Annotated in this window: 13 protein-coding genes; 11 read left to right on the top strand and 2 right to left on the bottom strand. The window is 44.9% G+C overall.

The features are described 5' to 3' along the window. Positions 1–272 precede the first annotated feature (272 nt). The 4 genes from coxB to VJL_RS02405 are packed head-to-tail and all read left to right on the top strand — an operon-like array spanning position 273 to position 4,596. The gene (coxB, locus tag VJL_RS02420; RefSeq protein WP_080869674.1) at positions 273–1,436 is read left to right on the top strand and encodes a cytochrome c oxidase subunit II; all 1,164 of its coding nucleotides are present in this window, start codon (positions 273–275) and stop codon (positions 1,434–1,436) included. Next, the gene (gene ctaD, locus VJL_RS02415) at positions 1,433–3,073 is read left to right on the top strand and encodes a cytochrome c oxidase subunit I (protein WP_038875408.1); all 1,641 of its coding nucleotides are present in this window, start codon (positions 1,433–1,435) and stop codon (positions 3,071–3,073) included. The genes coxB and ctaD overlap by 4 nt, the downstream gene beginning before the upstream one ends. Before the next feature lie 21 nt (positions 3,074–3,094). After that, a complete protein-coding gene (locus tag VJL_RS02410; RefSeq protein ID WP_038875406.1) occupies positions 3,095–3,700 on the top strand; it encodes a cytochrome c oxidase assembly protein in 606 nt (201 codons plus the stop codon). 11 nt (positions 3,701–3,711) lie between these two features. After that, positions 3,712–4,596, top strand: coding sequence for a cytochrome c oxidase subunit 3 (locus VJL_RS02405; RefSeq protein WP_009706156.1), 885 nt, complete (start codon positions 3,712–3,714; stop codon positions 4,594–4,596). A gap of 2 nt (positions 4,597–4,598) precedes the next feature. On the opposite strand, the gene VJL_RS02400 is transcribed toward VJL_RS02405, so the two are convergent. Next, positions 4,599–4,835: a DUF2909 family protein gene (locus tag VJL_RS02400; RefSeq protein ID WP_005425979.1), complete on the bottom strand. Its 237-nt coding sequence runs from the start codon at positions 4,833–4,835 to the stop codon at positions 4,599–4,601. Here VJL_RS02400 and VJL_RS02395 point away from each other — a divergent pair. Genes VJL_RS02395 through cyoE form a run of 4 tightly spaced genes read left to right on the top strand, consistent with a single transcriptional unit; the run spans position 4,834 to position 8,069 of the window. Next, positions 4,834–5,601: an SURF1 family protein gene (locus tag VJL_RS02395; RefSeq protein ID WP_038875403.1), complete on the top strand. Its 768-nt coding sequence runs from the start codon at positions 4,834–4,836 to the stop codon at positions 5,599–5,601. The two genes, VJL_RS02400 and VJL_RS02395, sit on opposite strands and share 2 nt — an antisense overlap. After that, positions 5,598–6,134, top strand: a complete 537-nt coding sequence (locus VJL_RS02390) for a redox-active disulfide-containing membrane protein (protein WP_038875401.1) — start codon at positions 5,598–5,600, stop codon at positions 6,132–6,134. The genes VJL_RS02395 and VJL_RS02390 overlap by 4 nt, the downstream gene beginning before the upstream one ends. Before the next feature lie 11 nt (positions 6,135–6,145). Then, positions 6,146–7,165 carry a COX15/CtaA family protein gene (locus tag VJL_RS02385; protein WP_038875398.1) on the top strand — a complete coding sequence of 340 codons (1,020 nt, stop codon included), beginning with the start codon at positions 6,146–6,148 and terminating at the stop codon, positions 7,163–7,165. Further along, positions 7,158–8,069, top strand: a complete 912-nt coding sequence (gene cyoE / locus VJL_RS02380) for a heme o synthase (RefSeq protein ID WP_038875395.1) — start codon at positions 7,158–7,160, stop codon at positions 8,067–8,069. Before VJL_RS02385 ends, cyoE begins: the two co-directional genes overlap by 8 nt. 486 nt (positions 8,070–8,555) lie before the next feature. Here cyoE and VJL_RS02375 read toward each other — a convergent pair whose 3' ends face one another. Further along, positions 8,556–9,536 (bottom strand): OmpA family protein, encoded by a 981-nt coding sequence (locus VJL_RS02375; RefSeq protein WP_038865343.1) that lies wholly within the window; start codon positions 9,534–9,536, stop codon positions 8,556–8,558. A gap of 460 nt (positions 9,537–9,996) precedes the next feature. Here VJL_RS02375 and aroG point away from each other — a divergent pair, with 460 nt between their 5' ends. The 3 genes from aroG (at position 9,997) to VJL_RS02360 (ending at position 14,187) form a co-directional block, all read left to right on the top strand. Further along, entirely contained in the window at positions 9,997–11,049 is a 1,053-nt protein-coding gene (aroG, locus tag VJL_RS02370) for a 3-deoxy-7-phosphoheptulonate synthase AroG (protein WP_038875393.1), read from the top strand. Between the two features lie 184 nt (positions 11,050–11,233). Further along, on the top strand, positions 11,234–12,406 hold the full coding sequence (locus VJL_RS02365) for an MFS transporter (RefSeq protein ID WP_038875390.1): 1,173 nt from the start codon (positions 11,234–11,236) through the stop codon (positions 12,404–12,406). 218 nt (positions 12,407–12,624) lie between these two features. Continuing rightward, positions 12,625–14,187, top strand: a complete 1,563-nt coding sequence (locus VJL_RS02360) for a methyl-accepting chemotaxis protein (RefSeq protein WP_038865349.1) — start codon at positions 12,625–12,627, stop codon at positions 14,185–14,187. Positions 14,188–14,212: the final 25 nt, after the last annotated feature.

The following is a 14,212-nucleotide window of genomic DNA, read 5'->3' as shown; positions in this document are numbered from 1 at the left end:
GTCCCAATGTTTTCTTTTTACTAATGTAAATGGTTCTCAATTACATTTCAAAGAGGGCAATCGATAAACCGAATTTATTTTTCTCTCTACACGAAATTTATTCACGGTTAATTTCTTGAAGAACTATTGAACTATAACTAGCCTTTTAACATAAATATAACAAAGAGTGCTGAAATCGTAGTTTTTATGATTTTTTGTAAATTTGTTCGATATTTGCATCGGGAAGCAAGGAAGCTCGCGCAAGCGCAGCGGCTGAGCAGAGGAGAGATCTTTTGAAAAGATTAGCAACTACTCTAGCCTTATTAGCGAATGTGATTTTTATCACATTTTCTTCGTCCAGTTGGTCAGAGCAAAATGATTACAACATGACACGGGGTGTTACGGGGATCAGTGAGCAAGTGTATGAATTACATATGCTGATCTTCTACATTTGCTGTGCCATCGCCTTCGTTGTGTTTGGCGTAATGTTCTACTCCATCTTCCGGCACCGAAAGTCAAAAGGAGCAGTTGCGGCAAATTTCCATGAAAGCACCAAAGTGGAGATTATCTGGACCATCATCCCCGTCATCATACTCATTGCGATGGCAATTCCGGCGACCAAAACGCTGGTGGCCATGGAAGACACCAGCCAATCTGACCTCACGATTAAGATAACCGGCTCACAATGGAAATGGCACTACAGCTACTTCGGCGAGGACGTCGAATTCTTCAGCCTTCTTGCTACCAGTCAGAAAGAAATTGATGGCATCGAAGCGAAAGGTGCACACTACTTACTCGAAGTGGATAACCCGCTCGTTTTACCAATCAACCGTAAAGTTCGTTTCTTAATGACGTCTGATGACGTAATCCACTCCTGGTGGGTGCCTGATTTCGCAGTTAAGAAAGATACGATTCCAGGCTTTATCAATGAAGCGTGGACCAAGATTGATGAGCCGGGTGTTTATCGTGGTCAGTGCGCAGAACTTTGTGGCCGAGCACATGGGTTTATGCCAGTTGTCGTACACGCGATGGCGGAAGATGATTTCGAACAGTGGATGACAGACAAGAAACAAGAAATTGCTCTGCAGAAAGCTGTTGCACAAGAGGCATTGACGCAAGACCTTTCAATAGAAGATTTGATGGGACAAGGTGAGTCGATTTACACCGCGCGCTGTGCCGTATGTCATCAAGCTAACGGTGAAGGTATTCCGGGGGCGTTCCCTGCGATTAAAGGCAGCGAGATCGCCAAAGGTCCGGTCATTGCTCACATCGACGTACTGGTAAATGGTCGCGCAGGGACAGCGATGCAAGCTTTTGCTAACCAACTTAGCGACCAAGAAATTGCTGCTGTTATTACCTATCAACGGAATGCTTGGGGAAATGATACCGGCGATACCGTTCAAGCATCCGATGTTAACGCCTTTAAGGCACAAGAAAGTGCCAAGGAGGAAATATGAGTAAGCCAATTGAAAAAGCGGTGAAGTCTGCTCCTGCAGAAGCGCAAACTACTGCAAACACCACCATTGCGATTGAAGACGACCACGATCATCATCACGCACCAAAAGGGCTAGCGCGTTGGCTTTATTCCACCAGTCATAAAGACATCGGTACGCTTTATTTATGGTTTAGTTTTGCCATGTTCCTCACTGGCGGTGCGATGGCGATGGTCATTCGCGCTGAGTTGTTCCAACCGGGTTTGCAATTGGTTGACCCTCAGTTCTTTAACCAAATGACGACGGTGCATGGTTTGGTGATGGTATTTGGTGCCGTCATGCCTGCGTTTACCGGCTTAGCTAACTGGATGATCCCAATGATGATTGGCGCTCCAGATATGGCGTTACCGCGAATGAACAACTTGAGCTTTTGGATCTTACCTTTTGCTTTCCTCATTTTGATCGGCTCTTTGTTCTTACCGGGTGGTGGTCCTGATTTCGGGTGGACTTTCTACGCGCCACTTTCTACAACCTACGGCCCTGACAGTACGGCGTTGTTTGTTTTCTCAGTCCATATCATGGGTATCAGTTCCATCATGGGTGCCATCAACGTCATCGTGACCATTGTAAATATGCGAGCACCGGGCATGACATGGTTCAAGTTGCCAATGTTCGTCTGGACTTGGCTGATCACGGCGTTCTTGTTGATCGCGGTGATGCCCGTACTAGCCGGTGCGGTGACCATGGTACTGACCGACAAATACTTCGGTACCAGCTTCTTTGATGCCGCTGGTGGCGGTGACCCAGTGATGTTCCAGCACATCTTTTGGTTCTTCGGTCACCCAGAGGTGTACATCATGATCTTGCCTTCGTTTGGTATTGTTTCGGCAATCATCCCTGCGTTTAGTGGCAAGAAGTTGTTCGGTTACCATTCGATGGTTTACGCAACTTGTAGTATCGCGCTGCTTTCATTCCTAGTGTGGGCGCATCATATGTTTACCACAGGGATGCCAGTATTCGCCGAACTTTTCTTCATGTACTGCACCATGTTAATAGCCGTGCCAACCGGGGTGAAAGTGTTTAACTGGGTAGCGACCATGTGGAGAGGTGCAATGACGTTCGAGACACCGATGTTATTTGCCATCGCCTTTATTGTTCTTTTCACAATAGGTGGTTTCTCAGGCTTGATGCTGGCAATTGTGCCTGCGGACTTCCAATACCACGATACGTACTTTGTCGTAGCACACTTCCACTATGTATTGGTGTCAGGTGCGGTGTTCTCGATTATGGCGGCAGCGTATTACTGGCTACCGAAGTGGACGGGCAATATGTATGACCACAAGCTGAGTCTGTGGCATTTCTGGTGCTCAATTATCTCGGTTAACGTACTGTTCTTCCCAATGCATTTCTTGGGCTTAGCTGGGATGCCACGACGTATTCCCGATTACGCCATCCAGTTTGCTGACATAAACCAAATCGTGTCGATAGGTGGCTTTGCCTTTGGTCTTTCCCAACTGATCTTCCTCTGGCTAGTGATTAAATGCATCCGTGGCGGTGAAAAAGCGCCAGCCAAGCCATGGGAGAGGGCGGAAGGTCTAGAGTGGACAGTACCAAGTCCAGCGCCACACCACACGTTCACAACGCCGCCAAACGTCGATTAAGAAAAGAGTGAGGTGAGCGAGATGCAAGCTAATTCATCCAATAAGAAACTCACTATCAAGTTGCTGTTAGCGACAGCAATGATGTTCGGCTTCGGTTTTGCCCTCGTACCGCTCTACGACATTATGTGCGATGCATTGGGTATTAACGGTAAAACCAGTGAGGTCGCAGCGATTCAACCCACAGGAATGCAAGCGGATATCAGTAGAACGATTCGTGTGGAATTTATGGCGCACGTCAGTCCAGACATGCCTTGGGAGTTCAAACCAAAAGTTGTATCCATGGATGTTCATCCTGGTGAAGTGATTCAAACTGAATATCTTGCTTTTAATCAAAGCGGTGAAGATTTAGTAGGACAAGCTGTGCCCTCCGTATCGCCGGGTACTGGTGCGGCTTACTTCAATAAGATCGAGTGTTTTTGCTTTAATCAACAACCATTGGAAGGTAAGCAACAAGCGAGTATGCCTTTGATTTTCTACATCGAGCCGGACGTGCCGGATTCAATTCATACATTGACCTTGTCTTACACACTCTACAAATTTCCTCCTCAATCGGGCGAGTCTTCGACAGCTAGCCTCTCAGGGAGTGAGAAACAGACCTTAACGCCTCAAACCAAAGCGCGTCTGTAAGGAGAGAACTCATGAGTAACAAGCCTGATACCTATTATGTTCCCGCACAAAGCAGTTGGCCTATTGTAGGTGCATTTGCGTTATTCCTTGTCGCTGTCGGTGCTGGAATGACCGTTCAAGGCACTCAAAGTGACGGTGCGGTTGGGACGCTAGGCGGCATTATTCTTGCGGTTGGTATGCTGTTTTTGCTTTACATGTTGGCCGGGTGGTTCAGTAACGTCATCACCGAATCCCTTACCGGAAAGTACAGCGCGCAAATTACACGTTCATTTCGACAAGGGATGAGCTGGTTCATCTTTTCAGAAATCATGTTCTTTGGTGCGTTCTTTGGTGCTCTGTTCTACGCAAGAATGATTTCCGTGCCTTGGTTAGGTGGCGCAGATAACAATGCCATGACTCATGAAGTGCTGTGGCCAGCTTTCGAGGCGATATGGCCGCTCACTACCACGCCGGGTGGTGATACGACTCAAGCAATGCCGTGGCAAGGCATTCCATTAACCAATACGATTTTGCTGCTATTGTCTTCGATTACGTTACATATGGCACACATCAGCTTAGAACAAGATAAGCGAACGGCGCTGATTGTCTGGTTGGAGATCACCATCGTCTTAGCGGGTTTCTTCCTCTATTACCAAGCGGTCGAGTATGCCCACGCCTATCAAGATATTGGTCTGACACTGCAATCGGGCGTTTATGGCAATACCTTCTTTATGCTCACGGGCTTCCATGGTTTGCACGTGTGCCTCGGTACCATTTTCCTCATCGTATTGCTGTTTCGCATCGCCAAGGACCACTTTTCACCTAAAAACCATTTTGCGTTCCAAGCGGGCAGCTGGTATTGGCACTTTGTAGATGTGGTTTGGCTGTGTTTATTTGTTTTTGTTTATGTCCTGTAAAACTAGTAAGGACGAGGGTTAGGGGCGATCCAGCCTGCCCCTAGAGCAATCAGAAGGAGTATCACGACTAACGCAGAAAACATGACACGACGACCGAGATAATGGCTCATTGGTTTGCCTTTTTTCGATGAATCCTCTGGGTCTTCGCGAACCATTTCGATAAGCGCTTTTGCGAGGTTAAAGATGATGAAAAGCAGCAAAAGGACAAGCGTTAATTTGAACAGAAATACGGTGGACATGGCACCTCCGGTTTCGTTTTTGATGTTATCGAAATGGGTTTGGATTGCTGTTTGTTTAACTGTGGTCGTGTTTTCTCTATTGGTCAAACTGGGCTTCTGGCAGCTCGAACGTGGTAACGAAAAGCAGCTTTTAGAGCAAGCTATTTTGGCAAGAGCGAATGCACCTTATCAGGATATGCGCACTGTACTGGAGAACAATGATTGGCGTGAGGAGAGTGTGATTGGCATTAAGGTGAAAGCCAATGTGACTCCGGAGGCACTTCCGGTCATCCTTTTAGATAACCAGACGTATGAAGGGGCAGTGGGGTATTTAGCGTTTCAAGTCGTTTCCTTGACCCAAGACCCAACCACATTGACCCTCCTAGAGTTAGGGTTTGTCAAAGGGGAAGCTTCACGCTCTGTGCTACCTAAAGTGGAAACTTTACAAGCCCCTTACGAGGTTACTGGACGTTTATATCGCAAATCGATGAACCCTTTGAGTTCCGACTTAATGGCAGAAGTTGGCGATACGATACGCGTCCAAAATCTCAACATCAATCAACTGAGCCAGTTGCTCAATGTCGAATTAATGCCAACCGTCGTACAGCCAAACAATTTAGTCCGATGGTCGTATTCTTTCCCATGGAATCCTTTGCCATTAACCAGTGCTAAGCATTTTGGTTACTCCTTTCAATGGTTTGTTATGGCGGGTGTATTTCTGCTTATCACTGTAATGATCTTCATTCGATGGTTCAAAAGTTCACGCTCACAAGGAGGTGAGGTATGACATCAGCGGTCACGAGAGGAAGAATTGTACTGTTGTCGCTAATTGTCCTTTTTGCTCTCCCGGCAATTATTGCCAAAGTAGTGCTTAGTCAAGGCTGGTATGAAACGGGTGTGACTAATAGAGGTGAGCTGGTGGAGCCCTATACCACATTTGAACAATTGGGGCAGACATCGCCTCTGAGTGAAAAAGGGTGGCAATTGGCTTATGTGTTGCCTTCTGATTGCCAAGAACAGTGTCAGCAACAACTTCACCTCATGCAGCAGAGTCATATTGCGTTGGGCAAGTACCAAGAGCGAGTCGTCCCAGTTATCTGGACATCAAAGCAGTCAGCAAGTGCGAGCGAAACGATGATAGTGATGCAAATGAATGATTCGTTGTCGGAAAAAGTCCAAGCAGGGCAAATGTTGATCGTTGATCCATTAGGGCAACTTGTGATGGCTTATACACCTGAGGCCAATGAGGATTTGGTGCGGTTAAGTAAGGACGTCTTGGCGGACTTACGAAAACTATTGAAGTTGTCACGTGTAGGCTAGGGAGGGGCAATATGACGTTAAATGGTTTGGTTAGGTTCAGCCTGTGTCTTACTCTTGTGGTCATCATGTTAGGCGCATATACGCGACTGGCTGATGCAGGTTTGGGGTGCCCAGATTGGCCGGGATGTTACGGTCAACTACTCGTTCCTCAAACCGATGCTGAAGTTTCTCGAGCGAATGCGTTATTTCCAGAACGTGCAGTGGAGCACGGAAAGGCTTGGCTGGAGATGATTCATCGTTATTTTGCGGGCACCTTAGGGCTCGTAATTTTGATGATGGCGATTGTTGCCGTTAGGGCTGAACGTGTTGATGCGACGATTCCGATTCTACTCTGCGTCTTAGTTATTGGTCAGGCAGCATTGGGAATGTGGACCGTAACTTTAAAACTCATGCCAGTGATTGTTATGTTGCACCTACTGGGCGGATTTACATTGCTTGCTCTCCAAGCGGTGTTCTATTGTCAGATTAAATCTCAGAACAGCCTCTACTTTTCGCCATCTTCAAAAAACGTGAGAACCTTTTCCTTGATCGCTTTTGGCGTAGTGTTAACACAGGTCCTGCTTGGTGGTTGGACATCATCCAACTACGCTGCTCTTATGTGCACCGCTTTACCGATTTGTGAGGGGAACTGGACCAGTTACTTATCTTGGAAAGAGGCGTTTTCTTTCTGGCAAACAGGGTTTGATAACTATGAGTTTGGTGTTCTAGATTACCCAGCACGAATGACAATTCATGTCAGCCATCGTATTGGTGCCATCATTACCGCATGTGTTGTGCTGATTTACTGCGTATTACTATTAAAACAAGACTCACACCATTCTCAACGCTTGGGTGTATGGATTGGCTTAGCTTTGTTTTGCCAAATCCTATTGGGCGTAAGCAATGTTGTGTTCCAACTTCCTATCTATGTGGCAGTAGCACACAACCTAGGAGCGGCTATTATGCTAACGCTTATTTGTGTCAGTCAGTTCTATCTATGGCAAGGGAAATCTCGTTGGAGTCATCAAGCGAAAGGAGTTCGCTATGAGTAAAGAAATCACATTACCTCTTGAAAGCGGTAAGAAGATTGGTTCAACCTACCTAAAGCTTACTAAACCTAAGGTTGTCGCACTAATGTTAATCACTGCGATAGTCGGAATGATCCTCGCGCCAGTGGTTAACTTCCCATGGATGCAAGCGATGGTTGGGTTGATAGGAATTGGTTTGATGGCAGGTTCTGCAGCGGCGTTTAATCACCTCATTGATCGACGTATCGATGCTCGTATGGCGAGAACACATAAGCGTCCATTGCCCTCTGGTGACACGAATCCTTTGTCCGTTGCCATGTTTGCTAGCGCTTTAGGTTTGATTGGGTTTGTTCTTTTATATGCGTTAATTAATCCGCTCACTGCTTGGATGACGTTTTTAAGTTTGTTGGGTTATGCGGTGGTTTACACCATGTATCTCAAACGCGCTACTCCACAGAACATAGTGATTGCGGGGATTGCGGGCGCAATGCCGCCTTTGTTAGGGTGGACAGCGGTTACTGGCGAATTACATGCCAACGCGTGGCTGCTTGTGATGATCATTTTTATATGGACTCCACCCCATTTTTGGGCATTGGCAATACATCGGGTAGAAGATTATCGAAAAGTGGATATCCCGATGTTGCCTGTCACTCATGGTATTGAATACACCAAAACTTCGATCCTTCTGTATACTGTGTTGTTGACGTTAGTTTGTATATTACCGGTCCTAGTCGGCATGGCCGGCTTTGTCTATCTATTCTCCTCTTTATTACTCAATGCGGGCTTTGTGTACCACGCGTGGAAGCTGAAGTTTTCTCCACAGCCTAATAGTGCGATGGAAACGTTCAAATTCTCTATCTACCATTTGCTTGCTCTGTTCGTTGCACTATTAGCTGACCATTACTTAGGCTCATTGTTCTCTGTGTAAAACTCTTCTTCTAACGACTGACTGACCGCACCAATCTTCGGTGCGGCGGTACTTCTACTACGTTGTTGACTTCTTATGTAGGCCAGCTACATAAGAAGTCTCTGTCTTGTATAAACAGCAAACCATTCTCTGCAAAAAATTAGCTCGAAAGGTCAATAGAACCTAAAAAAAGAATATCGAAAAGAGAGCTCTAGGCCATCTTGACAGTATAAGTTCGTTTGGAATCGAGGTGAGAGATAAAGAGTGTTGAGGGTTGTTTAAGTCTTGAGTTGTTCAGACGACAAAGCTGTTCAAGAAGAAGGTTTTAAAATGGTTTGAGTGTGTCGATTGGATAAGATCTAAGCGTTAAGTTGTGGAAATGGTTAAGGCTAGAGAGCTATGTGGTGCCTGATTAGCGTCGTTAACATGAGACGCATAAAGCGAGGAATTGAAGCAAGTAAAAAGGGATGCCGAAGCATCCCTTAGACTAAATCAGAGTAGGAACTCTTATTCAGGTTGAGACAGTTCTTCGTATTGGAACTCAGGTACATGTACCACAACACGACGGTTCTGTTCGCGACCTTCATGAGTACTGTTGTCAGCTACTGGATCTTCTTCACCCATACCAGTTACTGTGAAGCGATCTGCATCGATACCTGCTGCGATTAGGTAATCAGCAACCGCTTGAGCACGACGCTCAGACAGTTTTTGGTTGTAAGCTGCTGGACCAGAGCTATCTGTGTAACCAGTAATTTCAACTTGAGCTTGTGGGTATTCGTTCAAGAAATTAACGAAGTTATCTAGACGCTCAGACACTGAATCAGTCAGTGTTGCACTGTCGAATTCAAACGTACCTGTACCGTACTCTTCTTGGTGCGTCTTCGTCATCATTACTGGTTCTTCTTCCATCACCTCTTCTGTTACTACTGCCGCTACAACTGGTGCTGCTGCGAATTTGTAGTTAACACCGATGCCGAAGAAGTTAGCATCCATATCATCTAGAACGTCGTCTGAGATGTCTTGGTAGCGTTGGTATTCCGCACGAACGCTCCAGTTACGGTCAATGGTGTATTCCGCACCAAGTGAACCTGTAGGCACGATGTCTTTTTCGTCACCAGAAATCATGTAAGCACCACCAACTTTCGCGAATAGGTTCCACGTGTCGTTTAGATGCCAGTTGAATTTAGGTGCAAGTGTTAGTGCCCATAGATCGCCGTCGATAGTATCTACAGCATTAGCCCCTGACTTGAAGTTAGCTTTGTAGTCACCCAAGTAATCAACGCCATACTCAAGTGCAATGATATCGGTGAAATCGTAACCGATGTGCATTCCGGCGCCGAAAGCATCATCATCACAAGGGCTGTTTAGATAACAAGCATCATCTAAAGTAGTCATGCCTACTTTGCCCCCGATATACATCTCAGCATGAGCAGAGCTCATTAAACCACCAGCTACCACTGCTGCTACTGCAATTGCTACTTTGTTCATAATGTTTCCTTGTATTGATTGCATATTAACTTCTACTTTGTTTTAACAATTTGAGTAAAACTAGGTAGTTATAAGAAATTAGTTTAATAGTCATTTAATTTAACATCAAGCAACAATATCTTAGATCTTGCTACACTTTTAGTCGCGAACTCCCTCACAAACTTCTGATATTTCTTACATTGTAGACAAGATTTTTAAATTTTTAAGAAAATAACTAATTTTATTGAACTTTTTTCGTAAACTTAAATGTACGCTGTGTTTTGAAATGAACGTTAGGTGTTAATTTGCATTTTTTTAGAAAAAGTGATTGCAAGTCTACTGTGAAGTCGATAAGTTACTTCCATCGACACAATTAAATGAGCCTACAGCCCTTGTTATTGCTTGCTTTGTGAACAATGTTGCACTGAGTAAAGTTGGGTCAAAATAGTGGGTCAGGGATAGTAACTAGGAAGTAGAAGTAATGTTTCAAACTGATGATGTAAGAATTAATAAAGTAAAAGAGCTATTGCCACCCGTTGCAGTATTAGAAAAATTTCCGGCAACTGAAACTGCTTCTTCGACTACTTTTGAATGCCGAAATGCCATTCACAACATTCTGGAAGGCAAAGACGACCGTTTACTTGTCATTGTTGGCCCTTGTTCAATTCATGACCCAGAAGCGGCGGTAGAGTACGGTAAAAAGTTAAAAGTGTTGCGTGATGAACTCGGCGACCAACTAGAAATCGTGATGCGTGTTTACTTTGAGAAACCACGTACAACGGTAGGTTGGAAAGGACTTATTAACGACCCGTACTTAGACGACACATTTAAGTTAAATGACGGATTACGCATTGGCCGTAAGCTTCTTCTTGATCTGACCGATATGGGCTTACCGACCGCGAGCGAATTCCTTGATATGATCACGCCACAATACGTTGCGGATCTTATCAGCTGGGGTGCGATTGGTGCGCGAACGACAGAGTCTCAGGTTCACCGCGAACTTGCTTCTGGCCTGTCTTGCCCTGTTGGCTTTAAGAATGGTACAGATGGCAACATTAAGATCGCGAGCGATGCGATTCGCTCAGCAAGCGCTTCTCACCACTTCTTATCTGTTACTAAATACGGCCATTCTGCAATCGTAGAAACAGCAGGTAACCCAGACTGTCATATCATCCTCCGTGGTGGTAAAGAGCCGAATTATAGCGCGGCGCACGTTGCTCAAATTAAGGATGAACTGGATGCTGCGGGTCTACCTAAGAAAGTGATGATTGATTTTAGCCACGCCAACAGCTCTAAGCAGTTCAAACGTCAGATGTTGGTTTCTGATGATGTATCAGAACAGATCGCTGGTGGTGAAGACGCGATCTTCGGTGTGATGATTGAATCGCATCTTGTTGAAGGTCGTCAGGATCTTGTGGATGGTAAGGTCGCAAATTATGGCCAATCGCTTACCGATGCTTGTATTGGTTGGGAAGATACTGAGACGGTTCTACGCCAGCTATCAGACTCTATTAAAGCTCGTCGAGCAAAATAAGCCAATAAGCTTGAAATGAATGAAAGCCAGCACAGCGCTGGCTTTTTTCATTTCTGAGCGCTTTGGAGTTATTGGTTGTCATAATTGCGCGTTCATTGTACTTAACCGTATGCAACTATCTCATGTATTTATGGACCAAATCCGCTAATGTATTTGCATAGATTAGAATTACTCAAGGAATGAGATGAACAGAAACGTCTGGTTGCTGTCACTTTGCCAAGCTTTGCTCATGACAGGAAACATCTTACTGATTTCAGTTATTGCCCTGATCGGTAAACAAATTGCCCCGTCATCAAGCATGATTACTCTACCTGTCGCGTTGCAATTTTTAGGGTTAATGTCAGCAACGATTCCCGCTTCTTTAATTATGGGGAAACTGGGACGACGACTGGGCTTTAGCCTCGGTAACGTCATTGGTATTCTTGGTGCTTCGTTGGCGACTTACGCATTGTCACAACAAAACTTCACTCTTTTTTGTACTGCTACCTTTTTGTTGGGTATTGGCATCGGTTTTGGCACTTTATATCGGTTCGCTGCCATTGAAGTATGTGATGAATCTGCAAGGCATAGAGCAATTTCTATATCTATGGCTGGTGGCGTATTGGCGGCTGTATTAGGACCAAACTTAGCGGTTTATTCACAACAATGGTCGGATGGCGGGCTCTATATCAGTGCTTTTGCTGTTTTGATTGTGCTCTATGTTACGGCCTTAATATTGCTACAAACTATTCAGTTCCCTCCGGCTCACGCACAGTCAATTGATACTAAGCCAGATTCGATTACTGCGATCATTAGAAAGCCAAACTTCATGATTGCCGTGATGGCAGCCATGGTGGCTTATGCAGTAATGAACATTCTTATGACCGCGACACCACTTGCGATGATTGGTTGTGGTTTCGATTTCACGAGAGCGGCAGGTGTTATTGAATGGCACGTATTAGGCATGTTTGTGCCGGCTTTCTTCACCGGAAGTTTGATTGAGAAGTTTGGGGCTAAGAAGTTGATATTAGCTGGTGGCGTTTTGTTTATTGCGTGTATTGCGATCAACATGCATGGCCTTTCAATCTGGCACTTCAGCACGGCGTTGATTTTACTTGGGGTTGGCTGGAATTTTATGTTTATCGCCGCAACAAGCTTATTTAGCCAAAGTTATGAGGCTAAGAACAAAAGCAAAGCTCAGGCATTCAATGAGTTCTTTGTATTCAGTTGCGTGACGATTACTGCATTGCTCTCTGGTTGGTTGGAGTCGACGGTGGGATGGCAAAATCTAAACCTATATGTACTTCCGTTTGTTATTTTCGTGATGGTGGTGTTCGTGCTTAAAGCGAATAACGATACTCAGTCTCAAGCTGCGTAACCGTTAATAGAAATTTATAAGACCCGGTCATTATAACCGGGTCTTTTTTGTCTAGAAGTTCACATTGTTTAGATTTGCTGGTTAATTATTGTTATCTAAGTAAGTTTTTTAGGCTTGAAATGTCGCATCGGTAAGATTTTTTCTCTAGCATTTTGTAATAAAAACAACATTCGTGTATACAACCTGTCGCAATTAATAATAATTATAGAAGTCTATCTATGTCAGCCCAATCTTCTCTCAAAGCTCAAGAAACGCTCTTCTCAGAAACCGATGAATTGGTTTCTACCACAAACTTAAAAGGTGTGATCACTTATTGCAACGATGCGTTTTGCCGAATTGCTGAATACACCTCTGAAGAATTACTCGGTCAAAACCATAACATTGTACGCCATAGTGATATGCCTAAAGCGGCATTCGGCGATATGTGGACACGTTTGAAACAAGGAAAAGCTTGGCGAGGTATTGTGAAAAACAAAACTAAGTCAGGCGGTTATTATTGGGTGGATGCCTATGTAACGCCAATCTATGAAGGACACGAAGTTGTAGGTTACCAATCGGTTCGAGTGAAACCTAAGCGAGAATGGGTAGATATTGCGGCTAAAGCGTATCAGGGACTGTTGAAAGCAGAGAAGTCTGGCAGAACTTGGTCGTTAAAGCTCAATGAAACATTGCGTTATGGCATTCTTTTAGGTGCACTTGTTGCGCCAATGACGAGCTTCGCTTTAGCTCTAGATGGTCCTCTAGCTTGGCTGGCGTCATTACTGCCTGCAGGGGTTCTGGCATTGCTTTTCCGTCAAGAACTCATTGATACGCCACAACAGTTTAAGAAACTTCAGTTGCAATATGACAGTGTAAGTCGTTTAGTGTATTCAGGTAATAAGCCGTTTTCTATCGCTGATTTTCATATCAAAATGCTGTCGGCTCGTATTCGTACGGTACTTGGTCGAATGACCGATTCAGCAATGCCATTACAAAATTGCGCAGAAGAGCTTAGTCATACTACGGCAGAAGTACTCACAGCATTGACACAGCAAAATAAAGACATTCATGAAGTTCGCGATGCGGCGGATTCGATGGAAGCGTCTGCCAATTCAGTGTCATCGAGCACCCATGACGCGCATCTATTGATCGATGACACACTGAAGTCTTGTCTAATGGCGAAAGAAACCATCGATCAAACTCATATCAATTTGTCACAGTTGAGCTTACAAGCAGAAAAAGCCACGGAGACCACTTATCAGTTGAGTGACCAAGCTCAGAAGGTAAGCCAATTGATGGAAGAGATTGGCGGGATTGCTGACCAAACTAACTTACTTGCGTTGAATGCTGCCATTGAAGCAGCAAGAGCGGGTGAGCAAGGACGTGGATTTGCCGTCGTTGCTGACGAGGTGAGAGCCCTTTCCGGACGGACTTCCAATGCGACGGATCAAATTCAAGCTTCCATTGAAGCGATGCTGGCAACGATTCAAAGCTGGCAAAAAGACATTATCGCCAATAAAGATCAAACGGACACGTGCTCACAGGTCGCTGAACAGAGCGCATTACGCCTGTCTGAAGTTGAGCAAATGATGCAGAGCATGAGCGGATTAATGGTCAACGTTGCTGATTCCGCGAATAAGCAGCTCCAGTTATCTAGCGATGTGAATCAGCACATTCATTCGATTGCTTCTACCGCAGAGCAGAACTTAGCAGCGACGCACTCCGTTGAGCAAAACAGCCAACAATTGAAAGAGCAAGTACAAGACTTCTATCGAATTGCGATTCAGTTTGAAGAGAAGTAACTTGGATTAGATGCTTTAGGATTCG

Origin of the sequence: Vibrio jasicida CAIM 1864 = LMG 25398 (assembly GCF_000400365.1) — a bacterium.
Lineage (GTDB): Bacteria > Pseudomonadota > Gammaproteobacteria > Enterobacterales > Vibrionaceae > Vibrio > Vibrio jasicida.
This window is presented reverse-complemented; position numbering and strand designations above follow the sequence as displayed.

Bases quoted from the DNA above. Each gene is read 5' to 3' on its own strand.
- VJL_RS02405 (WP_009706156.1), top strand. From the start codon at position 3,712: ATGAGTAACAAGCCTGATACCTATTATGTTCCCGCACAAAGCAGTTGG.
- VJL_RS02375 (WP_038865343.1), bottom strand. From the start codon at position 9,536: ATGAACAAAGTAGCAATTGCAGTAGCAGCAGTGGTAGCTGGTGGTTTA.
- ctaD (WP_038875408.1), top strand. From the start codon at position 1,433: ATGAGTAAGCCAATTGAAAAAGCGGTGAAGTCTGCTCCTGCAGAAGCG.
- VJL_RS02365 (WP_038875390.1), top strand. From the start codon at position 11,234: ATGAACAGAAACGTCTGGTTGCTGTCACTTTGCCAAGCTTTGCTCATG.
- aroG (WP_038875393.1), top strand. From the start codon at position 9,997: ATGTTTCAAACTGATGATGTAAGAATTAATAAAGTAAAAGAGCTATTG.
- cyoE (WP_038875395.1), top strand. From the start codon at position 7,158: ATGAGTAAAGAAATCACATTACCTCTTGAAAGCGGTAAGAAGATTGGT.
- VJL_RS02395 (WP_038875403.1), top strand. From the start codon at position 4,834: ATGGCACCTCCGGTTTCGTTTTTGATGTTATCGAAATGGGTTTGGATT.
- VJL_RS02390 (WP_038875401.1), top strand. From the start codon at position 5,598: ATGACATCAGCGGTCACGAGAGGAAGAATTGTACTGTTGTCGCTAATT.
- VJL_RS02385 (WP_038875398.1), top strand. From the start codon at position 6,146: ATGACGTTAAATGGTTTGGTTAGGTTCAGCCTGTGTCTTACTCTTGTG.
- VJL_RS02410 (WP_038875406.1), top strand. From the start codon at position 3,095: ATGCAAGCTAATTCATCCAATAAGAAACTCACTATCAAGTTGCTGTTA.
- VJL_RS02400 (WP_005425979.1), bottom strand. From the start codon at position 4,835: ATGTCCACCGTATTTCTGTTCAAATTAACGCTTGTCCTTTTGCTGCTT.
- VJL_RS02360 (WP_038865349.1), top strand. From the start codon at position 12,625: ATGTCAGCCCAATCTTCTCTCAAAGCTCAAGAAACGCTCTTCTCAGAA.